Below are 22,608 nucleotides of genomic sequence, written 5' to 3' on the forward strand. Positions count from 1 at the left end.
ACGTAAGAAGTGGGGAGGAAGTGTAAATGGAGAACGACAGGGTGGGCGAGATCGTCTTCCGATCCTTAGACAAGCTGAAAATCGAGATTCCCTCGTGGGGCTTCGCTAACACTGGAACGCGCTTCGGCAAATTCATTCAATTGGCCGCGGCTACTTGTATCGAGGAAAAATTCAGTGATGCTGCCGAGGTCAATCGTCTCACGGGCGTGTGCCCGACCCTGGCCCTGCACGTTGAATGGGACCTGCCCAATGGTTTGCGCGACGTAGCGAAAGTCCAGAAGCTTGCGGAAAAGTATGGTGTGCTTCCGGGCTCGATCAATCCAAATGTATTCCAGGATCAGGAATATAAATACGGATCGCTGGGCAACCCCGATCCCGACATTCGCCGCAAAGCACTGAATCACATTCTTGAGTGCGTCGAGATCGCCGATGCTCTGGGCAGTCGCGACATCTCGCCTTGGTTTGCTGACGGATCTAACTATCCTGGAACGCAGAGTATTCGCAAACGAATTGAATGGTTCGAAGAAGGACTGAAAGAAGTTCATGCCGCGCTGCATCCCAGGCAACGTCTTTTAATCGAATACAAACCCTTTGAGCCGGCTTTCTACCACACAGATATTGCTGACTGGGGCATGGCACTGGTTCTCGCCAGGAATGCAGGGCCACAAGCCTTTGTTCTTGTCGATACTGGGCATCACTATCAATCACAAAACATCGAGCAGATCGTTGCCTGGCTACTACACCAGGATATGCTGGGCGGATTCCATTTCAATGATCGCCGCTACGCCGATGACGACCTGACTCTAGGCTCCATCGATCCATACCAGGTCTTTCGCATATTTCACGAGCTTCTGGTTCAAGAATGGGAAACCGGAACGCCTCCTGATGTTGCCTTCATGATCGATCAAAGCCACAATTTGAAAGGCAAGATCGAGGCCATGATTCAAACGGTGTGCGTCGCACAAGAGCTGTATGCGAGAGCGGCTCTGGTTGATCATGATCACTTGGCCGATCTGCAGGATCCCTGCTCGTTGATAGAAGCTGAGGAATGTTTTCGAAGCGCGTTTTGGCAGGACGTTCGTCCGCTTGTCCGTGAGTGGCGACAGGCGCGCCGGCTACCTCAAGACCCGCTGCAGGCGTTCACGGAAAGCGGATACCTGGAGCGAGCTATCAAAGATCGTCGTGAGCGCAACGTGGGGGCAGTAGCGTCGTACGCGTAGGAAACCTTCTGGTACTGTGGCTCTGGAGCGTAGCATCGTTATGCCCCCTCGCAGTCAGCAGGAGTCGAATTGCGGCGAAGCTTAGTAAACGTCGCAATGAGCATCGCAACGATCATTTGCTCCGCAATCGTACGGCTGGCGAATACCGTGGGTGCAAGTTCTCAGCCAAATCAGACACATGCGGAGGTGCTGATCTTACTCCGAGATTCGGCGAAGATATACAGACTCAATCCCCCGCGCCACTCGCAGCTCAACATTTTCCACTTCTTGACGAGAGTGCTAAACGTGGCACAGATCACCCGCACGCTCGTGTTTCTATTGACAACGGCAACGCGGGAACTTCTCACTTGTCTCACCGTAAGAGGTCACTGCAACAAATTGTGCTTTGGACTCGCCACCTGAATATCCAGGTCGCAACGCGAATAGTGTCGACATCTCGCGCGGCTTCGCGGCTTGTGCTAAAACAGGAACGCGGCAAATGGAATGGCTGAACTATCATCACCTGCTTTACTTCTGGACGGTCGTGCGCGCAGGCAGCATCCACAAAGCCGCGGCCGAGCTGCGAATCTCACCTCCCGCGATCAGCACGCAGCTGAAGATTCTTGAAGATCAGCTGGGAGAGCGTCTGCTCGAGCGATCGGGCAGGCGGCTTGTGTTAACCGAGACCGGCAGGACGGTGTTCAGCTACGCCGACGACATTTTCTCGCTTGGCCGCGAGTTGCTGGACGTAGTGAAGAATCGCCCGGTAGGCAGGCCGCTGCGCCTCGATATTGGCATCGTCGACGTGATGCCAAAGGTCATTGCGCAACTGCTGATCGAACCGGCGCTGCATCTCGAAGAAAACGTTCGCGTGGTCTGCCGCGAGGCTGCATCGGACAATCTTCTGGCGCGGCTCGCGACTCATGAACTCGATCTCGTACTTTCAGATTCGCCGGTCGATCCTAGCTTGAGCATCAGAGCCTACAGTCACCTGCTCGGCGAGTGCGGTGTGATCTTCGTCGCAAATCCCAAGCTGGCGCAAAGGTTTCGCAAAAACTTTCCTAAGAGCCTGGATGGATCTCCGATGTTTCTGCCCACAGACAATACGGCTCTTCGTCGAAACCTGGATCTGTGGTTTGAGACCGAGAGCCTCCATCCCATGATCGTTGGTGAATTCGAAGACTACGCTCTGCTGCGCGCCTTCGGCGAAACTGGAAGCGCGATCTTTCCTATGCCTTCCGTTTTCGAAAAGCAGCCAGACAAACTGAGAGGACTGGCAAAGATCGGACATACAGACAAAGTCCAAATGCAGTTCTATGCCATCTCCGCAGAACGCAAGCTGCAGCATCCCGCGGTGGTGGCGATTTCAAACGCGGCAAGGCGGGAGTTGTTCAAATAGCCAGGCCAAGTCCCAGAGGTACTCACCCGCATCCTTGAACAAGCTAGTGTAGCGAGCGCTGCGCTAGCTTGCTTCGCGCCAGAGCGCAGAAGGTCTGAAGGATGGCTCGGTTGTCGTCTACTCGAAACGCGAGTTCGATATCGCTGCAGACGCGATTCCGGGCAGATGAGAACGTCAGCCGCTTGCATGACACGTCGGGCGTGGCGATGCGCTGGACGCAAGCTGGAGCAATGGTCACTCCCAGGCCGGCGCCGACCAGACGCAAGATCGTCAGCCATTGTGGCGCTTCCTGAACAACGCGCGGACGGTAACCGTGAGCCTCGCAGATAGAAACGGTTTTTTTGTAGGCGCGCTGACTTGCCAGCGGACTGAAGAACACAAAAGGTTCATCGTGCAGCTCGGCGCCGCTAAGAGTCTTGCGTCGAGCCAGTGGATGCCTGCTGGGAACGACTGCAATGAACGGTTCGGAAAACAATGGTTCGATTTCAAGGCCTTCGACCGGCCCGCTGTCGCGGAGAAAGCCAACGTCGAGAGTGCTTTCGAGCAATCCTTCAATTACGCCTGAGGTGTGGAACTCGCGCAACTGCAGGTTCACTTTGGGAAACTGCGCGCGATAGCGGCCAAGCATCGCCGGCAATCGCGTGAGCATGCTCGATCCGATGAAACCGACTCTCAGGAACCCAACTTCTCCGCGCCCGATGCTGCGGGCCTCTTCCAAATCATCCTCAACCTTACGAAGAGTTCGGCGTGCCTGATTAAAGAAGCTCTCACCTGCGCTCGTCAACTTTACTGCGCGTGATGTTCTGGTAAAAAGCGGATGTCCGACGATCTCTTCAAGTTTGCGAATCTGCTGCGACAGCGGAGGTTGGGCCAGGTGAAGACGTTCCGCTGCCCGGCCGAAATGCAGTTCCTCGGCTACCGCCACGAAATAACGAAGATGACGAAGTTCAATGTCGGGCATGAGATTCGCTCTTTCCTTTGAGGAGCGACGTCACTTCTAATAATATGCAATATGTATTGATTCCAATTAACAAGATATTGGACATATGAATCACCCACAGATAGATTTCCTGATATGGAAACATCAGTACAGCGTAGCCGTTCGAGTTTACCTGTGACCTATGGCGATCAAATCGCTGGTTTGTCTGAAGTTGTAATCCGGCCATTTCAACCAGGTGACGAGGTCGCATTCCGCGCATTGAACGAGGCGTGGATTGCCAAATACTTCGTCATTGAGGAAGCCGATCGTAAGGTTTTGAACGATCCGGTTCACAATATCCTTTGCTTGGGCGGCCACACATTCATGGCAATCGCCGGCGAAGTGGCCGTGGGATGCTGCGCCTTGCTGCCAATGGAGCCGGAAGGATTTGAGCTCGCCAAGATGGCGGTTTCCGAAGATTTGCGCGGAAAAGGAATTGGCCGCAAGCTGCTCGAGTATGCAATTACCGAAGCAAGAAAACTGGGTGCCTCGCGCTTATACCTCGAAACCAATCGCAAGCTGGCAAATGCGATTCACCTCTACGAGTCGGTGGGCTTCGAACACGTATCGCCTGACCATGTAATTCCGTCGCCATATGCTCGAGCCAACGTGTTTATGGAAATGAAGATTTAGATCCCAAGCACCGAGCTGGATGATAAGCGATTGTTTCAATGGTGGAGCTAGTCGGGATCGGGCTCCAGGTCAGCTGAAAACAGGCACACTATTGATTTTCGCTGGAACGCACAATATCCAGATTGCGCAAACGCCCTGCAATGCCGGATTCATTGTACGTTTGTTGTGCGGCGATTTTGCTCAACACAACTACTTTCTTCTTTCGCCTGATCCGCTATTTCGGCAAAAGCGTTGGGCCGAGGCTTACTGCTTCATTTTGACCTGGACCTTCACGACTTTCGAACTTCCAACTGTACGGGACGCGCTACCGCGCTTACGTGCGGATCGTAGTACTCATACACCCGCGATCGGGAGGTGCGAGCGCGGATCGGATATTTCGCTCGCAGGCGGAAGCGCAGCTTGACTGTCTCGCCGGGAGCGAAGGAATCGAAATACAGGATAGCTTGAGTCGATGTGAGACTGAACTTCTCCAGCCGTCCGCTCTTGAGTCCCTTACTCTTCTCCTGATACGCCTGCAAGTCTTCACTGAGCAGGTCGAATCCTGGGGCGATGCCGAGATCGACCATCACCATATTCGCGTTTTTGGGAAGATTGTTCCTGATGGTCGCGGTAGCGGTTGCGATATCGTTCTGGGCGAGATGGGTTCGGTCATACGCCACGTCGATCGACATGGCTTCGTTCATCGGCTTCTCCTCCCAAGGCAGAAAATAGCTTCCAACCACCTGATAGGCCAGGCCTCCTTTTCCATTGAAGTGGATTTGTACCGAATTGGGACTCTTCTCGTCGATGTTCCTAAAGACAAACTGGTGGAGCAGATCATTGTTCTGAGGAGTCAAGTCGAGCTTCTCAACGGATTTGCCGTTGAGGAGCACCTCGACCGTGCCGCGAACGTTAGCCGCTCCCTTTTCGGTACTGAGGAGCAGCGCACGCAATGCCATGATCGTAGCCTGCGTCGTGCCCCAGGTACCGGCGGCATCTTTCTTTGCGGCGATGTAACTAAGGGCTTTACGTGTGGTCTCCGATGCCTCTCCCCATTTGAGAAGTGCTTGAACGGCGAGGCCCGTGGTCTCGACCGCTGCGCTGGCGCCGGTTGCATAGACGCTGGTCTCTTCTGCGCTCCACCAAGCCTGGTCGTCTTTTTCGGTGCGAGCATCGAGCAGAAGCTGCATGGCCTGGCGTGTGAAATTTAGGTCTTTCTGATAATCGACCGCGAAGTTTGCGATCACGGCCAGAGTGTACGCATCCATCTTGCCGTCCATGTGGTCCTCAACAAAGCGCCTCGCTTTTTCCACTTCAGGTCCCTGATAGCCTGTATTTTCGAGAGACCAGGCGATGTAAGCGGTGATCCTCTCGACGTCTTTCGTGTAACGATTGATTGCACCCTCGCTAATGCCGCCAGCGTCCGGCTTCCAACTTCCATCCGACTGCTGCTGCGATGCGAGCCATTGTTGCGTGCGCTGGATCAGTTTGGGATCCACGTCATGGACCTTCGACATGTCGTAGAACTCCATCAGCCCATACGACGTCAGGACCTTGTTGGCCGGAGCGTTCCCAAACCAGGAAAACCCGCCGCCCGGCACTTCGAAGGTCAGCAGCCGCTGGTAGCCGTTGGCGATGAATCCTTCGGCTTTCGCGTGGACTTCAGGAGTGAGCTTCTTTGTGCGTTTCATGTAATCGAGAGCGAGAACGTTGGGATACGTGGTTGAAGAAGTTTGCTCGAAACAGCCATAAGGCATACGCAGCAGACTATCCATGCCTTCGACCACCTGACTCAGCGGCCCGGGATAGAGCCGGACGAAGATCTTGCTCGCTTCAGGAATGGAGGTTTGGGGGAAACTGACCTCGTGCTCGATCTGGTTCTCAAGACGCCCGTTGAACACAACGCTCTGCTCGCGGCCATTGGGCACGACTTCGATCTCGCGAACCACAACGTCGGCGCGAGCCGCATCGCCTTTCATGTTCGCCGTCAGCATCAGCTTGAATTTGCCGATGTGCCTGGCTTCCAGAGTGAACTGCGATCCACCCACACGAGCAGAATCCACAGACACGCTCTTCTCAGAGACATCGTCAACGAGCGCGAACCATTTGTCCTCGTGTAACTGGAGGTCGACCTCGCCTTTCGCAGGCGAATAGTTGTACACCGCAACGGGAATCGAAACTCGATCCCCTTGCGTGAGCGTGACCGGCATGTCGAGATCGACGAAGAAGTCCTGAAAGACTTTTACGCTCGAGGTTGCGCTCCCCAGCGCTCCGCGCACCGTAGAGGCCAACATGGCCATGCGCCACGTGGTAATCGAATCAGCGAGTGGAATCGAGATGCTGGCGCGTCCGTTTTTGTCGGTAATGATCTCGGGATTGATATAAAGCGCTTCCGGAAAGTAGGACCGTACATGTACTGCTGGTGAGCCATCGGTCTTATTAGCTGCGCTTACGAGTACGGCACTATTTTTCGCCATCACCGGTAAAGGAGCGGCTGGAGCTCTTCGCAGCTGGGCAAATTCCTCCATTCTGTCGAACTGACGGCCGGGTACCACTGCACCGACAATTCCGCCCATGACTCCTCCCGCAATCCCAGCCGGGGCGGCGGCAGTGACTTCAACGGTCTCTGTCGACTCACCAATCTGCAGAGTGACCGAAAGCACCGCCCGGTCTCGAGCTTGAAGAGCGATTCCCTGCATCTGGGCGCTTTGGAAATCCGGCGAGATGATCTGAACCGTATATTCGCCGGGAGGCAGCGCGGGAAGACTGAACTGTCCCGCATTGTTGGCGTGAGCTATGCGCTTTCTGCCGCTGCCCACGGTGCGTACCTCAACACTCGCGCCGGGAACCACCGCTCCGCTGGGATCGATTACTGTTCCCGCAATCTCGGCACGACCGTTGAACGGCCCGCGGTCGTGCTCCATCTTCAATTCAATGTGATTCGGATCGGGAGGTCCGGCGACAATTCCACGGCGAATCTCAAGGTAAGCCGCCATATCATCGGCAGAATAAAACTGCCGGTCGCCACCGGGACTGCGCACAAGATAGTGACCCTTGCCACCAAACCAGCTTGCTCGCTCCAAACGAAGTTCGTTTCCCCATGAATCGTGCACTTCCCGCACCTGTGCTTGCTTCAATTTCTCGAAGACTTTTGCCAGGTCGGAGGTCTGCTCCGCCTTTGCCTCAGCAGTCAGACGACTCGCCAGCTGTTCCACCTGCGTTCGAAACGCTGCCTGATAACGGCTGAAATACTCGGGATACTTCGTCATCGGCACAGTGCGACCAAACTCCGTTTCGAACTTATTTCCGTCCAGCAGCTCAGTCGCCGAGAACAGAGCACGCGCCGCACGATCTTTCTGCTCGAGCTTTGATTCCTCGGCAGGCTCGACGATCTCCTGCATTCCGACGGAGTGGATCTCATAGCGAGGCTTCATCACTTCCTGTTCGAGATAGAAGAAGACCTTGGCGAATCCAGGCTGCTTTTCCGCCAACGCGAAGACGGCCTCGTCGACGACCTGCAATCCCAAAGCGGCACTGACGCCATCTCCATGCGAATTTGTAACCCGCAGGTGAACTCTGGCTTCGTCGCCGGGTCTGTATACCGCGCCGTCGGTGGACGCCTGGATCTTTAACTCGTCGGCTGGCTGTACGAAGACCAGGCGATGATCACTTACGGGTCGCGCATCGCGGCCAAACAGGTACGCATTGACGTCCACCGTGCCTGCAAGATCGGGCGTGGCCGCCAGCGACAGCTCAGCTTGTCCATTCACGAGGTCCACGTCTCGCGTCAGGACGGTCTGGCCTTCTTTCACCACATCGATGTATGCGGTTCCCCGTTCCTTCGTGGACAGAACCTTCAGTTGAATGCGATCGCCGGCACGATAAATCGCGCGTTCGGTGCGCAGCAGAATCTGTTCATCACCGGTGCGGGCTTCGAGCTTTACGTCGGTAGATGCTTGATTGCCTTGGGTATCAGCGGCATCAACTTTCAGCGTCTGCGTTCCGGATTTGGCATGCATTCGGACGACGGCGACTCCGCCTTCGTCGCTAGTCACCCGCTCGTCGCCGCCCCCATCCAGATGGATGGTGAGATTCGTTTTTGCAGGCTTTCCGTCAGCATATGAGGTCAGAATGAATATTTGGTTTTCCAGATTGGGAATCAACGTCCCGCCTTCCGGAACTGCGGTGACAACGATTGGCGAATCACTCACGGTAATGGGCTCGCCGCGCGTTTCCGAATGGCCGGCGGAATCCTTAACCGTGGCCTCGATCAGAACGCGCGCAGCGCCATGGTCGAACGCACGTCCGGCGAAGTACATGGGCAATTTGAGATCGAACCGATACGTGCCCTCGGTATCGGTTTTCCCTGTGCTTGAACCGACATCGTAGATGGCGACATCCATCGATGATGCTTTGACTTCGATCTCGGCGTCGTCAACCGGCTTGCCGAAAAAGTAGTTGGCATGAACCGTGCCTACTACGTGATCGCCCGGACGGTATCCGTGCTTCGCCTTGTTGTCTTTGTCCGCAAACTCGACCGCCACCTTGAACTTCGGCAAAACATAACGCTCGACATTCAAAGCGATTTCTGCTGAGTTCGTTGGCGCGTCAGCTTCTCCCATCAACGCGCGCACATGATACGTGCCGAGATTCACCTCATCGGCCAGAGAAAATTCCGCGGACGCGACTCCGAATTTGTCGGTCTGCGTTGCTCTCTTAAAAACTTTATTACCGCGTGAGTCTTCCACTTCGAAGGTGAGCTTTCGGCTCGCGACCGCATCGTGATTCGAGCGGTCCAGCGCCAGAATGCGCATGTGAATGGTCTGCCCGGGCTGATAGATGGGCTTTTCGGTAGTCAGCAGGATTGACGCTTTCTCATCCAGCCGAACATTCTGAGTAAGTTCCGACGAGCCAATTGAGGTGTCGACCAAATATCTCAGTTGATAACTGCCGGTCAGGCCCGCAGGGAAACGGAACTGAGCTTCCGTTGTGCCACGGTGATTCAGACGGCCGGTGAACAATAGACGCGAGTCTTGCGACTCACGTTCAGGGCCGTCCTGCATTATTAGTGTTGTGGATTTTGCATTCGGCTTGAGCAGCTCGATCTGTACCGATCCGCGTCCGGGAATGATTTCGTTCTTCGTGTCGGTAACGATGACGCGCACGGCAGCCTCGCCACCCGCGAGATAGGACTGCTGCCCAAGAATATGGATCACAGGCGTGCGTATTATGTGCGAAATGGATTCAGTGCCTTCAATTGCCGCATGCTTGCCGTCGCCGTATTCGAAGCGGTAGCGTACGCGCTCCCAGACGAGTTCATCGATGGCGAGCGGCTTTGCTAATTTGATCTCCTGTCGCCAGCTTCCGCGCGAGCGCGCGACTATTTCGCTCTGCTTTGCCTCACCCAAGACATGGTCTTCGGGGTCGAGCACCTCGACTGTGAGCTCTCCGGCGCCGGGATGGTCGGCGTCGTAGGGGATGGTCATGTGTAGTATTCCGTGCGTGTAAGTCGCAACTGGCAATGCGTCGTTCGCTCTTGCCTGGAAAATGCGCGTTGTTGGCGTTGTGGCAGCTATTGCTACCAGCATGGCGCAGAATAGAAACCAAAATCGCGGGGAACGGGTGCAAGAATGGGCATAGTCCATCGCAGTCTCCCGAAGGACACAGTTAGCTCCGGTAGGGAGCTAATTGCAGAGAAGAACGCCTGAGTTCATCCGGCTTGCGCGAATAAATCGCAGACGCTCGGTTCCACTGCGATGGAATAGACACCGAAAACCGAGAACAGGTTACGGTTTGGCAGCTCTTGATTTCAGGATTGCCACCACCGCTTCGGAGAGGCCCCGCACGCCTCACCTGGTCGCGATGAAATTGAAAAAGACGCCTCTGTGGTTGTACTTCAGGTCGGTTAGGTCGTCGGAGAAGTCGGTGAAGTTGTAGCCTGCGCCGACCTTTAGGTTCTTGCCGAGGTAACGATAGATCGCTGCCAGCGCGCCGCTGCGCGTTTGAGTGATATCGGGAAGGTCGAGCATTCGCACCTCGGCCATGCTCTCCCAGCCTGTGATGAACTGCCAGTCTAGGCGCAACACGCCGAGATGCGCGGGACTCTCGAAGAACTGCGGCTGCGTACGATCAAGGCTCACCTCTCCGATGCGGTTGGCGTACTTGCCGCCGATTGACCATTTGGAGGTGAGGTCGTAGGTCACATCGAGAGATCCGATGTAGCTCTTCTGAAGGAACTCGGCCGAGGTATTCTGCGCCGTGATCTGGTCCGTGGTTGGTACGTTATAGAAGTACGTATATTTGGCCAACGCGCTCAACCGATCATGCAGCACAGGACGATACGCGTAACCGATCACGGCCTCGGTGTAGCCGCCTCCAAAGAATTCGCCGAGAGAGCTATCACTGATCGAATAGTCCAGCTTGCCAAGCATTCGCCAGTCGGGCGTGAGTTGAAGTTTGAAGTTGTTACGGAACAGCAACAAGTTTCTTATTGTGTGTGTAAGGTCGAGTTGTTCCGCATCGTCACGACGATACTCGACGGCACTCGAGAACTGAATCTTTTCGCGGCCATAGCCCATATGGATTCCAGCCGCCTTGCGATTAGTTGCGGCGGCGGTCTGCGCGTCGCGAAGCTTTCCGAATTCCGCGCTGCCTCCGAAATTCCAACGCTCTTTCGTTACGAGATTGATTCCGGTGGCGTGCGTGAGACCGCTCATCGATCCGCCATCCTGGTATCGCTCCTCGACGTAGACGCTCGAGCTATCAGAGAGCCGTCTCTTCTCTCCGTAAATTAAGCTGCCTTGGCGGACTTCCTGGCCATTGTCGGCCCGCTCGTTTTCAAGCGAATAGTTCAGGTAAAGATTAGTCCGGTCGGAATACAGGAAGCTGGTGCCGATTTTTCCACCTAGCCCAAGATCTCCATTGGAAGCTTCCCCGTCGATCTTGAAGCGTTCCGTCAGCCGATAAGAGCCCCCGGCGCCGATGCGACGGTTGTCGAGTCGGTTCCCGTTTGCCGCGACCGTGTCTTGGACGAAGCCATACGCACGCCAAACCCCGCCCGGATCGAACTTCACTTGCGCGACAGCGTCGGTGCGCTCACCTTGTTCTTGGGTCAGTGGCACTAGCGGCGAGCGATCCTTGCGCAGATCGTCGCGCACTCCAGAGCTGAAGCTCCACCGGTCGGTCAGCTTAAAGCCCATGTCCAATTCGACCGCGCGAGTCTCGAGCCCTTGGTCCTCGGTCCTCTGATCGCCTTTGGCCGTGAGGCTCAAGCGGTTAGTCACCGGCATCTTCAATGTGCCGCCGTATTGTTCGGTATTTTTGAATGTCGCTTGCCCAGGAGCCGAATAACCCGCGTCGAGGTGTTGCGTGTAGAAGGTGAAGCGGCCATCGCGACCCTTCAAGAAGTCGCCGATGCCGAGACTGAGGTCGGCGCGGTAAGCACCCGCAGCGGCGTTGGTCGTGGAGGCGTCGGTAGGGCTTTGGAACCCGAATCCACCATCATTGGACTGTTGCAACCCCGAGACCAGACCCTCACTCCGCCCCGTTTGCATCTTGAGCCATGAATTGGCGCTCATCCGCAAAGTCAGGTCGCCTGCGGCGAGGTTGCTGTTGGTATCGCCATCTTTATTCTGGTTGCCAGTCAGACCGAACCCAATATGGTCGTTCAACCAGTAATGGCCCTGGCCGCCTGTAGCGAGTGCATCCAGTTTGTCCAAGCCTGGAGTGTACTCATACTGCACCACTAGATACGCCTCGCCACCGCTCAATCCGCTGCTGCGCACCAGCAGGTCGTCGTTAGCAGTCGACGAGAGCGGCTCAGTAAGCAGCAGGCGACCTTGCAGGTAGTCGATGTCGTAGTCCACGGTGGGACGCAGGTTCACTACTCCTGTGACGATGCGCGAATCCTTGTCGCGGATCTCGATGCGTATCCGCTCGGAGCCAGTCAGGATGTCCTGATGGTGCAGGAAGTAGAGCGACCCTCCGGTTCCTCGCAGTTCCTCGTAGCTCGGGAGCGTTCCCGGTTCGGCAGCGAATCCGTCGATGTTGATCCGTCGCTCGCCGAACCTCGTCGTGGATTCGGATACATAGTGTCCGTTCGCTCCATACAGGCCGCGGTCGACTTGAGCGATCTCGTTGCCCTGATAACCAGCGCTGAAGTTCCCCCACATCGCGTAGCTCTCGCCATGGCTTGCCTTGACGAAGAACTTACCCAACGTCGGTGCCATTTCCTTCACCACACCGTTGTCACCGAACGTCGGATAGTAGTAATCGGGATCGATACGTCGAAATAGCGAATCGGGCGATTTGTCGAGGAAGTTGCTGAACAGGCCTTTCACTGGTCCTTCGCGCGTATCTGCGCTAGCGGTCAAATGCCAGCGATCACTGACTTTGCCATTCACGAAGAATGCCAGTCGGCCATCAAACTTCGAATCGTCAGGCTGCAGGGCGTTCTGTCCCTGCAGAGGATTTGCCGACCCGCTGTTCGGGGAAACCGTGAGGTCGGCGACGCCTACATAGAAGATGTCTCTGCGCTTGAACTCCAGATCGCGAAGATACAGCGAGCCGTTGCCGCCATCATCGAGCACCGCAACTTCGACCGTGTGCGTGCCGGCCGGAAGGATTTCCTCCGCCGCGAACTTGCCTTGCGGATCGACCGGAACGGGATGGCCGGCAAGCCATACTTTATGGTCCGCCGGTACGCCGCTTCCCTGCACCTTCACCGTACCGCTGCCGAGCGGAATGTGATGGCGCACCAGTTGGTTCTCTCCGTATGCAGCCAGCAGCTCGTGCTGCCACGTCGCATCGGATGTCGTAGCATCCGCCGGCAACCTCTCTCGGTATAACCACAGTGGACGCGCATCCGTTTCGTCGAAATTGCCTTTCGAGTCGTAGGCGCGCAGCAGGTACTTGAGTTCCCGTGCGCCTCCTGCAAGAGTTTTTATCGCCGGCTGCCATTCCGCGAATCCCGAGTCGTCGATTGCGATGATTTCAAGCGGTGTTGTCTGCAATGACTGTTCCTGCTCGAATACTCGGATTTCAGCACGCGCGATAAAGGCCGAATAGTTGTTGTACATGCGGAAATGTACGGGCGATGCCACGGGAACGTTGTCCACGTTGCTTACGGCCACAGCCACGGGATGTGCGGCGACAGCAAGTCGCGGCCGCGATTCGAGATTGTCAAAATGGAACTGAATGTTGGCATTGTCGAGCGCGACGTCCGTGCAGCGCTGAATGTCGGAAGAGCTGCGGTCTTTGTCGTCGATCGGCTTGCCGTCGACGGTGATGTGCATCACGTTAAGCTCGTAGGGACTCTTTGGACTGATCTCCTGGTTGAGACGCGTGACGTCAACGCCTTCGTAATTGTCCAACGGTACCGGCTCGTCATACACGACTTGCACGCGCACGAACGACTCCTGTCCCTCGGTGAAGCCGGTGTTCACAACGTCGTCGGATTGGACATAGCCGCGTCCCTCGTGTTCAGCCCGAGCACCCGACAAAATCGGATCCTTCATCACGATGTCCATGGCGCGCTGCGCTCGCACTGCGGAAAGGCCAATGTCATCGCCATAGACGGACGCGGTTCGGCGGTCGAGGCGCTCGTCCTTCGTGTAACCAATAAACCTCAGTCGGGCGTTGGTCCGGCCCGCGATGTCCGTTAGCGCGCGATGCAGGGCCGCGGCGTAACCAGGCGGAATGATTGGCTGGCCGTTCTCAAGCTCGAGCGTCGGAATGCTTCCCCATGGCGGATCGTAAACTTTGGTCTTTATTTCCTGAACGTCGCCGGGGCAGAGTTGCGGCTCCTCCGGCAACTCCTGGAGAGCATCGTCGTACCAGAATTCCACTTCGACGCGACGATTCAACGTCCGTCCCTGCTCGGTTGCGTTAGGGGCAATCGGTTGTGAGGCGCCGCGCCCCTCGCTTTCGATCGCGGACGCGGGCAATCCTAACGCCTGCTGCATAGCCAGCGCGACGCGGTGAGCCCGCGCTTTCGAGAACGACAGTTGGTCTCCATAAATGCGCTGGTCGCGCTCATTCAGCTGTCCGTTGTCTGTGTAACCGATGAACCGGACTGTCACATTATGCTTATCTTGCAGAGTGTCGAGCGCTTGCCTTACCTGCGTAATGAACGTTTCCGAAATGGGAATGTTCTCTGTGTCATAGTGCAGTGGTGCAACGAGATTCTTGACGCGCATTCGCGGTGTGACGCCGTCCTTGAATCGCATCTTGCAGACGGTCTCCACGCGGCACACCTTTATGGCCTTCGTGTGATCGCCCCCATCGGAGTTCAACGACCATTCCTTCGGCTTCTGGTCGGGGGACAGATGCCGCTCGACCGGTTCGCCGGGCGTGACAGTGCGGACCTGAGCAGTACCCGCGCAGGCGGTCAATACCAGGAATCCGACAATCAGCGATAAGCGATGCTGTTTGCTCATGCGGTTCACCTGCTCCCCGGCACGGACACGTTGGTCCGTTTGGGCGGGCCACCAAGACGCCAGAAGACTTCAGGCTCGATGGTGAGCGTCTGACTGTCACCCGCTGCATCCTTGGTCAACTGACGCTTGATCGCTTCCATGCGCCGGTCAACCAGTGCCGCATCCTCTGTGTCTGCGATGTAGGACAGGCGCAGAATCGATGGCGACTTGCGCAGTTCTTCAAGGAGTGTGTTCAGGCGCGGCCGCCACTGGAGACGGATTTCAGTCGTACCCGGCTCGAACACGGCATCGGAGAGATCAATTCCGACCACCCGGTAAATCGACGCGCCGAAATTCAACTGCAATGCTTTGCCGCGTGTGGCGCGCTTGATCTGCACCTGATTGGTCGTCAATCGGTAACCGCTGGGTAATGTGCGGTCGTCGAGCTTCATCACGAAATTGCTGCCGCGGCTGTCATAGGGCGTGATCGCGCATGTAATGTGGTATCGCCCGTACTGATCCGTCGTTGCTTCCAGCCCGGTCGGCGTTACCACACGCACGCCCGTCAAACCTTTTTCACCCTCGTCCTGAATCCCGTTGCGGTTGGCGTCGTTGAAGACCTTGCCGGTCACGTCGGTGCAATCGAACGTGGAATCGGCCGTGACGCGCACGGTAGCGGTTGCTACACCCGACATGGGGGTTCCGTTTACTGTGTTCAGGGCCTGCGCGCGGTTCACGTATTCGCTCTCGGTGACGCCGGCGCCGATTGTGAGCAGTAGTTTCAAGGTGCGTGCCTGGGTGCCCGCGATGGTGACGCCGTTCCAGCGAAGTTCATTGCCAACGATTGACGGCTCGGTCTGCACGCCGTCGAGAAGCGCAGAATGCGGGACGTATCTAAATCCCGCCGGCATGTCGTCCACGATGCTCACGCCCGTGATGAGCGTCTCGGCAGCGTTGTTTACGGTGATCACGTACGGAACCTGCTGGCCGCGCGTCACGTTGAGCAGCGGTGTCGTTTTGGAAATCGCGAGAGAGCCAGCGAGCTGCGGATCGAGCGGGATGTGGTTGTTGTATATCTGGCTCGTGCCGGGTATCCGGCTGCCGTCCAGCCGCAAGCGGGCGTAATAGGCTGTGCCCGCGCTGCGCGGTGCTACAGATGCAGCCGGCGGGAACTCCGAAGGCTGAGCCTCGCAAAACAGGGTCGTTCCCGGAATGGCATCGTTGACGCTGCCTGGACACGTTGGAACCGAGAACGCTGCCGTCGAAGCGTTCGAGCTCGGCGGGATGATCTGCGAATAGCCCGCAACGTAAGTTGCTCCGGGCGGCGCCGTTACTGCAATGAGGTAATCACCACCGCTCGGACAAGCCGGGTCGCTGAAGTTGATGTCGAACTTGTAGTAGCCGCTTGCGAGTGTGACCTGCCCTTGCTGGACGGGATCGTCGAAGCACGCTGCCGGCAGTGGCGACCCACTGCGCGCATCCTGCAAGGTGAGTGTCGCCCCGAGAACCGGTACACGCGCGGATGAGTTGTAGACGACGCCGTTTGGCGTGATCGGCAGATTGAGGTTCTGCAGGTTGCTGCCAGACGACACAACGATGTCGGTGATCTGCTGCAGATTGTTGGTGAAGGCAGAGTCGGCTTTGCCGAGCTTGGCGGTGTTTGGGCCCGCGCCGGGTGCCGTGAACCGCAATTCGTACCGATCTGTTCCACTCGTCGGCGTGATGCCAGTGAAATGGTAGACACCGTTCACGTCCGTGGCGACGGACTGCAACAGCACTCCGCTGAGATACAACCCAACTGTCCATCCCTGCAGTAGCGGCTCGCCAGCGTCGACGGTCTTGTTGAAGTTGGCGTCATGCCACACAGTGCCGTTCAACAGTCCCGAACCGGGAACTCCGCCGACATCAATCGAAGCGCTCGCGCTCGCAGTCTGCTGAGGACTGTTCCAAGTCACCGTGCCCGTGTTCGTGAGCGTCGTGCCGGCCGCAAGACCTGCGGCAATTTGAACTCGGAACTTTATGTCAATGGACTGGCCAGGCTGCAACGGACCGTTCGAAGTGGAATAGTCCGCAGTCAGTACAGAGCCAACTATCGTGACGCCTGTAGTTGAGCCGTTCATCGTCGGTGCCGGAGGGTTCACAAACGTGAGGCGCCCTGCACCTGCGCTGTTGAGATCGTCGGTGATTACGACTGTGGTGGCTGGGCTCGCGGAACCATTGGTCACATGCACCAGGTAGTCCAGCTGCCCGCCCGACTGTGCCGCACCGCCGCCCACCACGCTGACTTGCTTCGTAATCGAGAGGCCGGGCACTCCTACCGTGACAGTGTGGGCGTCCTGGAAATCGAGGAGGCCTGGCGTGCCATCGGTCAGCGTGTGGGTGAAGCTTTGGCGGGTGGGGATAGTGGGATCGCCGTCGAACCACTGGGTGGCGCCAGCGACGTTGGTGAGGGTTGCGCCATTTTGACTGCTCGCATCTAGTTGGGTTTGGTAATTGATAATCAAACGCTGGTTCTGGCTGATCGTGGCCGCCGCGGTGAGCATGGCTAGCGTGAGCTCGCAGGTGGGTTTGCTGTAACTGATCGAAAAATCGGTGCCTGCAACCAGAGGCCCCTTGCCCGCAACCGCCGTGACTCCGTCCGCTTGAAACACCTGTGCGCTGACCACTTGCGGTGTCGTGCTGCACATGCCGCCACTGGCGCCGGTGGGGAGCCGATCAAGGATCGTGGTGTTCCATGCGTCACTGACGCCGGTATTCTGAACGTTAAGACCAAACTGTCCCAACTGCCCGACAGTCATCGTCGCGGGTCCCGTTTTGGTCAGTACCAGATTGGGAGTTGAGGTTCCGCCAATATCAATCGAGGCGCTCGCGCTCGCAGTCTGCTGAGGAGTGTTCCAAGTCACCGTGCCGGTGTTCGTGAGAGTTGTGCCGGCGGGAACTCCCGCAGCAATCTGCACCCGGAAGCGCACGTCGATGGACTGCCCCGGCTGCAACGGGCCGTTCGATGTGGAGTAGTCCGCGGTCAGTACGGAACCGGCGACCGTGACGCCGGTCGTTGAGCCGTTGATGGTTGGCGCTGGGTTCACAAAGGTGAGCCGACCTGCACCCGCGCTGCCGAGATCATCGGTGATTACGACCGTAGTGGCCGGACTCGTCGATGTATTGGTTACGTGCACCAGGTAGTCAAGCTGCCCGCCAGGCAGCGCCGCGCCGCCACCCACCACGCTGACTTGCTTGGTAATGGCGAGGCCGGGGACGCCGACGGTGACAGTGTGGGCGTCCTGATTGTCCAGGATGCCGGGTGTGCCGTTCGTCAAAGGCCCGGTGAATGTCCTGCGGTTGACATTAGTGCTGTTGCTGTCGAACCACTGGATCGCGCCGGCTACGTTGCTGAGGGCAGCGCCATTCTGGCTGTTCGCGTCGAGCTGGGTTTGGTAATTAATGATCAAGCGCTGGTTCTGGCTGATCGTTGCCGCCGCCGTGAGCATGGCTAGCGTGAGCTCGCAGGTGGGCTGGTTGTAGCTGATCGAAAAATCGGTACCCGCAACCAGAGGCCCCTTGCCGGGAACTGCCGTGACTCCATCGGCTTGAAAAACCTGTGCGCTGATCACCTGCGGTGTCGTGCTGCACATGCCGCCGCTGGCTCCGGTGGGGAATCGATCAAGAAGAGTGGCGTTCCATGCGTCACCGACACCGGTATTTTGGACGTTAAGCCCAAACTGTGCCGGCTGTCCGGGGTTCATCGCCGCCGGTCCCGTTTTGGTCAGTACAAGATTGGGTGGGGAGGTTTGTGCAATATCAACCGAGGCGCTCGCGCTCGCCGTCTGTCTGGGGGTGTTCCAGGCTACGAGCGCAGTATTCGTGAGCGTCGTTCCGGCAGGAACTGCAGCAGCAATCTGCGCCCGAAACCTTATGTCAATGGACTGCCCGGGCTGCAACAGACCGTTCGATGTGGAATAGTCCGCAGTCAGGACCGAGCCCGCGATTGTGACGCCTGTGGTCGAGCCGTTCATGGTGGGCGCCGGTGGATTCACAAACGTGAGACGACCAGCACCCGCGCTGCTAAGATCGTCGGTGATTACGACCGAGGACGCTGCGAAATTCGGGGGGTTGTTCGAGGGATTGGTCACGTGCACCAGGTAGTCAAGCTGTGCGCCCGGCAGCGCAGGGCCGCCACCGACTACGCTGACTTGTTTGGTAATTGCCAGCCCCGGGATCACTACCGCGACGATCTTCGTGAGGTGCGCCCCCTCAAGGCTGAAAAACGAGTTACCACCTGGTGCAATGCCGCCGTTGCCGAAATTGACGATCCCACTATTGGCGTTAAAGATGGTGTAGTTAATTCCCGCGGGAGCATAACGGCTCGGATCGGTTGCGATTGCGCAATTGGGGTTCGGTCCAAGAGCGCTAAAAGTCCATCCCGGCGGGCTGTCACAAACTCCGTCGTCTTCGAGACCAAAAATGTCGACTGTTGCGCTACTGAGCTGCAAGGCGGTGATGGTTTTACTGGTGTTGTTCACGACACCAATCATGTTGTCGTCAAGGCCGTTGTCGTAAGAGGGAGCAGGGTTGGGGAAAGTTGTTGTGATAGAGCCGTCAGCGTTGAGCGTGATCAAAATGGTGCAGCCCTCATTGGCGCGCCCATCTTGATTAGCGAGATAGGTGGGACTAACCCCTCTCCCACCACCGGCATTGCCGCCGGTGATAATGGCGCATGTCTGCGTCGCGGCAAAGGCAGAGTTCGCTCCCATCATCAGAGCGACGATGCCGAAAATAAGTGAAATCCTCTTTATCGCGCGTGCTCCTTTGAACAGACCATGAGTAAAAGAGGAGGGCCTTACATCGCCCATTTCGGGAACTCGCGCGCGGAAACAGAGAGAGAGGCGCAGCTTGTCGAGCAGGGTTGCGCTCCAGCTGTAGCCTGCACGGACATGAATTGTGCTGCTGGAAGTCATGTGCCCTCGTTCCCCGTTGCAATCAATTCGTCGGCGGGTGGGACCGAGTCAGTCCACGCAGTGGACTGGATTCCGGCGGTCCCGCCGTCATAGGGCCCCCGGAGCCCATTAGACCGGTGACTTTGCGCCGCCATCTTTCAATGGCTTTGCCTTTGTCAGAATCGCGTCGAAAAATTAGCTGATCAAAAACTCCTTATCTCTTGATCTGTTGAAGTTTGCATTCGCTTTACTCCGTAATTACGCGGCGGGCAGGAAATCGATCGGGTACGAGATCGTCACTGCCTGCACACCTTCCTTCGCGCCGAAGTTGATCGTCTTGACGCGTTCCACAACTTGTGCGGCGAGATCGGGCGCATCCATGTCACTCTTTTGCAGCACGCACATCGATACGCTGCCGTCCGGCTCGATTGTCAATCGCAGCACCATCTGCCCTTTCAACGTCGGGTTATTTCGAAGTTCGCGGTTGTACAGTCGATAGAACGCCGCCTTATATCGATCGAATACGATCTGTATTTCTTCATCGGTGCGGGCAGGCCCCGGTCCGCTGCGCGCCTTCGGTCGATCAGCGCCGCCGCCGGCGATCCCGGCGATTGGGCTGGTGGCGCGGGCTATTGAAACGCCGCCTGCGCCGCCATGACCGATGCCACCGCCTCCACCTCCGCCACCGCCTCCCACACTGTGGTTCAACGAAGCGAGATTGATGCCGCCGCTCGATCCGGGTGTATTGGTCGTCAGCGCGGAATGTGACGAGGATCGGCCCACATCATCGGCGGCGCCATAGCGCGCATCGGCACCAAGACGCGGCGCAACCTGGTCGGTGGCGAGGCTCGCAAACTGCTCTTTAAATGCCAGGATGCCAGCCTTTCCAATCTTCTCCTTTTCCTGCGCAGCAGCGTCCGGACCCGGCGGGAGTTCGGGCACCGAAGGCCTATCCGGACCGACCGGGGCGTTCGGTTTCGGGAATAGCGCAGGCGCCGGCGTCGATGAGGCCGAGGCTTTTTCCCTGGCTATAGGAAGCGGCACGGCGGGCGCAGGGACCTCAATCTTCGGTGCTCGATAGAAGACTACGTCGAGTTCTTTTCTAGGAGGCTTGCTAGGCAGCAGCATCTTCGCCGGCACGAGCAGCAGTACAGCCAGCACCAAGGAATGGATCGCCAGGCTCTTCAGCATGCTCCGGGTGGATATAGCCCCGGAATTTTTCAACTTCCTGCTTGCGGTTTCCATGGTTGTCACCAAGCAGCCAGCTTCAGTGGGTAATGAATTCGATTTTTAAATCTTCGACGTTCGACTTCGCGAGGTCGATGATGCGCAGAACACCCTCGTAGTTCAATCTGTCGTCGGCGTCCAGGAACAGCACACGCTTTTCCGTGGGCTGAGCGCTCAGAATCTGAGCTACTCGCGCGGGCAAATCGGCTGCGGGAATTTTTTGATTGGCCAGGATAACTTGACAGTCCGCAGGGAGCCCCTCGCCTTTCGGCGGCTGGAGGATGCGGCAGCCGCTCGGCGCAATGCTCAGAATCAGCCGCGATTCTGCGGCCTGCGCGGCCGCGGGCTGTGCGGAGGTTCGAGGTATGTCGACGTTGTAGCCCTGCATCAGCAGCGGGACAACGACCATGAAGATGATCAGCAGCACGAGCACCACGTCGACCAGCGGCGTAATGTTGATCTCGGACTGCAGACCCGAATCGGAATCGTCTCTATTCATCTGCATGAGTGTTAGTCTCTCCGACCTTCTGAACCGGCTTTCTTAGCGATCAGTCCTACTCCACGAAAGCCTGCCTGATCGAGCGCGAGCATCACCTCTCGAACCTGTCCGAAGTTGAGCTTTGCATCGCCCCGGACCACGATTTTGGGTTCTTGCTCGTTACCAACAGCAGCGCGAAGCGCTTCGCCGAAATGGTCGCGTGCGACTCGCTGATCGTTGACCCAAAGCTGGTCTGTGTCATCGATGGAGACCAAGATCCGGCCCCGCTCATCTCCTTGATCGACCGGCTTTGCCGTGTTCGGCAGGTTGACCTCTGGGCCCTTGCGCATCTGCGGGGCCATCACCATGAAGATGATCAGCAGCACGAGCACCACGTCGACCAGCGGCGTAATGTTGATGGCCGCCTGCATCCGGGCCGGTTCACCGAGCCGCATGCGCCACCTCCGACTCATCCATATCCGCTACCCTGAGCTCCGGTACTTTGAACAAGCGGTTCACGAGCTGCGACGATGCTCGGTTCATCTCAACGTGGAAATTCTCAATCTTGCCGGTAAAGTGGTTGAATGCGACAACGGCCGGGATTGCGACGAAGATGCCCAATGCTGTCGAGACAAGGGCCTCAGCAATACCGCCTGAGACAACACTCATTCCGCCGGATCCTGTGGCCGCGATGCTCCGGAAAGCGTTGATGATTCCCACTACGGTACCGAACAAGCCGATGAAAGGCGCCGTCGAACCAATCGTCGCCAGGAACCCCAGCCCCCATTTCAACTGGATCAGCATTTCTGACATGGAGTCTCTGACTACGCTCTGGACGAGATCGAGCGAGGCGCTCGAATCGCGCCCCGGCTGACGCAAGCTGTCGTACTCAAGTAGTCCAGCCGACACGATTTGTGCCACGTGCGATTTCTCGTGCTTAGGCAAGGCACTGATCAGCTCCTGAGCTTCTCCGCCGCGGAGGAAATTCTTGAACGCCGGCTTGAACATCTGCGACTGGCGTATCGCCAGACGGAAACGTCGGTGCTTCTCAATGATTACGGCCAGTGAAAAGAAGGACAACGCGATAAGACAACACATCACCGCGCCTCCAAATAGGCCGACATTTCCTAATAATTCCTTGAATGTCATCTTTTCCTCCTGTGACAGTGGGCGGGCTCTCGACGTATGTCGAGCAGACGAATGGTGGCAGCAACAGTGTTCAGCAGACCGTCGGTGGCAACAAGAGCACGCGGGTGCAGGTACCTCACCTGGACGGGTGCTGCTACCTTTGTGCTAAGCGCTCACTTACGACTAGAGAGAAAGAGAACAGCAATGGTGGCCGGGGGAAGGTAAATATTGCCCGGA

The 22,608-nt window shown here is 57.2% G+C and carries 11 protein-coding genes and 1 riboswitch; of the genes, 3 read left to right on the top strand and 8 right to left on the bottom strand.

Annotated features, from left to right (window positions below; genetic code table 11):
• Positions 1 to 26 precede the first annotated feature (26 nt).
• Together VFU50_21220 and nhaR are read left to right on the top strand one after the other, a co-directional pair.
• The gene (locus VFU50_21220) at positions 27 to 1,220 is read left to right on the top strand and encodes a TIM barrel protein (protein ID HEU5235392.1); all 1,194 of its coding nucleotides are present in this window, start codon (positions 27 to 29) and stop codon (positions 1,218 to 1,220) included.
• Positions 1,221 to 1,698: 478 nt separating this feature from the next.
• A complete protein-coding gene (nhaR, locus tag VFU50_21225; GenBank protein HEU5235393.1) occupies positions 1,699 to 2,598 on the top strand; it encodes a transcriptional activator NhaR in 900 nt (299 codons plus the stop codon).
• 43 nt (positions 2,599 to 2,641) lie between these two features.
• Here the strand turns inward: nhaR and VFU50_21230 are convergent, their stop codons facing one another.
• Entirely contained in the window at positions 2,642 to 3,559 is a 918-nt protein-coding gene (locus VFU50_21230) for a LysR substrate-binding domain-containing protein (GenBank protein ID HEU5235394.1), read from the bottom strand.
• Positions 3,560 to 3,673: 114 nt separating this feature from the next.
• Between VFU50_21230 and VFU50_21235 the strand changes: the two genes are divergently transcribed.
• Positions 3,674 to 4,210 carry a GNAT family N-acetyltransferase gene (locus tag VFU50_21235; protein ID HEU5235395.1) on the top strand — a complete coding sequence of 179 codons (537 nt, stop codon included), beginning with the start codon at positions 3,674 to 3,676 and terminating at the stop codon, positions 4,208 to 4,210.
• Between the two features lie 269 nt (positions 4,211 to 4,479).
• Here the strand turns inward: VFU50_21235 and VFU50_21240 are convergent, their stop codons facing one another.
• The 7 genes from VFU50_21240 to VFU50_21270 all read right to left on the bottom strand — a co-directional run bounded on the left by VFU50_21240 (position 4,480) and on the right by VFU50_21270 (position 22,392).
• A complete protein-coding gene (locus VFU50_21240) occupies positions 4,480 to 9,675 on the bottom strand; it encodes an MG2 domain-containing protein (GenBank protein HEU5235396.1) in 5,196 nt (1,731 codons plus the stop codon).
• A gap of 363 nt (positions 9,676 to 10,038) precedes the next feature.
• On the bottom strand, positions 10,039 to 14,625 hold the full coding sequence (locus VFU50_21245; protein HEU5235397.1) for an OmpA family protein: 4,587 nt from the start codon (positions 14,623 to 14,625) through the stop codon (positions 10,039 to 10,041).
• Between the two features lie 5 nt (positions 14,626 to 14,630).
• Positions 14,631 to 19,559 (bottom strand): SdrD B-like domain-containing protein, encoded by a 4,929-nt coding sequence (locus VFU50_21250; GenBank protein ID HEU5235398.1) that lies wholly within the window; start codon positions 19,557 to 19,559, stop codon positions 14,631 to 14,633.
• A 71-nt stretch (positions 19,560 to 19,630) separates the two neighbouring features.
• Positions 19,631 to 19,720, bottom strand: a riboswitch (cyclic di-GMP riboswitch).
• 76 nt (positions 19,721 to 19,796) lie between these two features.
• Positions 19,797 to 20,729: an AgmX/PglI C-terminal domain-containing protein gene (locus VFU50_21255; GenBank protein ID HEU5235399.1), complete on the bottom strand. Its 933-nt coding sequence runs from the start codon at positions 20,727 to 20,729 to the stop codon at positions 19,797 to 19,799.
• Between the two features lie 76 nt (positions 20,730 to 20,805).
• Entirely contained in the window at positions 20,806 to 21,270 is a 465-nt protein-coding gene (locus VFU50_21260; GenBank protein HEU5235400.1) for a biopolymer transporter ExbD, read from the bottom strand.
• Positions 21,271 to 21,275: 5 nt separating this feature from the next.
• Positions 21,276 to 21,698 carry a biopolymer transporter ExbD gene (locus VFU50_21265; protein HEU5235401.1) on the bottom strand — a complete coding sequence of 141 codons (423 nt, stop codon included), beginning with the start codon at positions 21,696 to 21,698 and terminating at the stop codon, positions 21,276 to 21,278.
• Positions 21,685 to 22,392, bottom strand: coding sequence for a MotA/TolQ/ExbB proton channel family protein (locus VFU50_21270; protein ID HEU5235402.1), 708 nt, complete (start codon positions 22,390 to 22,392; stop codon positions 21,685 to 21,687). The genes VFU50_21265 and VFU50_21270 overlap by 14 nt, the downstream gene beginning before the upstream one ends.
• Positions 22,393 to 22,608: the final 216 nt, after the last annotated feature.

It is taken from the genome of Terriglobales bacterium (genome assembly GCA_035764005.1).
Taxonomy (GTDB): Bacteria; Acidobacteriota; Terriglobia; order Terriglobales; family Acidobacteriaceae; genus Gp1-AA112.

Bases quoted from the DNA above. Each gene is read 5' to 3' on its own strand.
- VFU50_21240 (HEU5235396.1), bottom strand. From the start codon at position 9,675: ATGACCATCCCCTACGACGCCGACCATCCCGGCGCCGGAGAGCTCACA.
- VFU50_21220 (HEU5235392.1), top strand. From the start codon at position 27: ATGGAGAACGACAGGGTGGGCGAGATCGTCTTCCGATCCTTAGACAAG.
- VFU50_21245 (HEU5235397.1), bottom strand. From the start codon at position 14,625: ATGAGCAAACAGCATCGCTTATCGCTGATTGTCGGATTCCTGGTATTG.
- VFU50_21270 (HEU5235402.1), bottom strand. From the start codon at position 22,392: ATGACATTCAAGGAATTATTAGGAAATGTCGGCCTATTTGGAGGCGCG.
- VFU50_21260 (HEU5235400.1), bottom strand. From the start codon at position 21,270: ATGCAGATGAATAGAGACGATTCCGATTCGGGTCTGCAGTCCGAGATC.
- VFU50_21265 (HEU5235401.1), bottom strand. From the start codon at position 21,698: ATGCGGCTCGGTGAACCGGCCCGGATGCAGGCGGCCATCAACATTACG.
- VFU50_21255 (HEU5235399.1), bottom strand. From the start codon at position 20,729: ATGCTGAAGAGCCTGGCGATCCATTCCTTGGTGCTGGCTGTACTGCTG.
- VFU50_21230 (HEU5235394.1), bottom strand. From the start codon at position 3,559: ATGCCCGACATTGAACTTCGTCATCTTCGTTATTTCGTGGCGGTAGCC.
- nhaR (HEU5235393.1), top strand. From the start codon at position 1,699: ATGGAATGGCTGAACTATCATCACCTGCTTTACTTCTGGACGGTCGTG.
- VFU50_21235 (HEU5235395.1), top strand. From the start codon at position 3,674: ATGGAAACATCAGTACAGCGTAGCCGTTCGAGTTTACCTGTGACCTAT.
- VFU50_21250 (HEU5235398.1), bottom strand. From the start codon at position 19,559: ATGACTTCCAGCAGCACAATTCATGTCCGTGCAGGCTACAGCTGGAGC.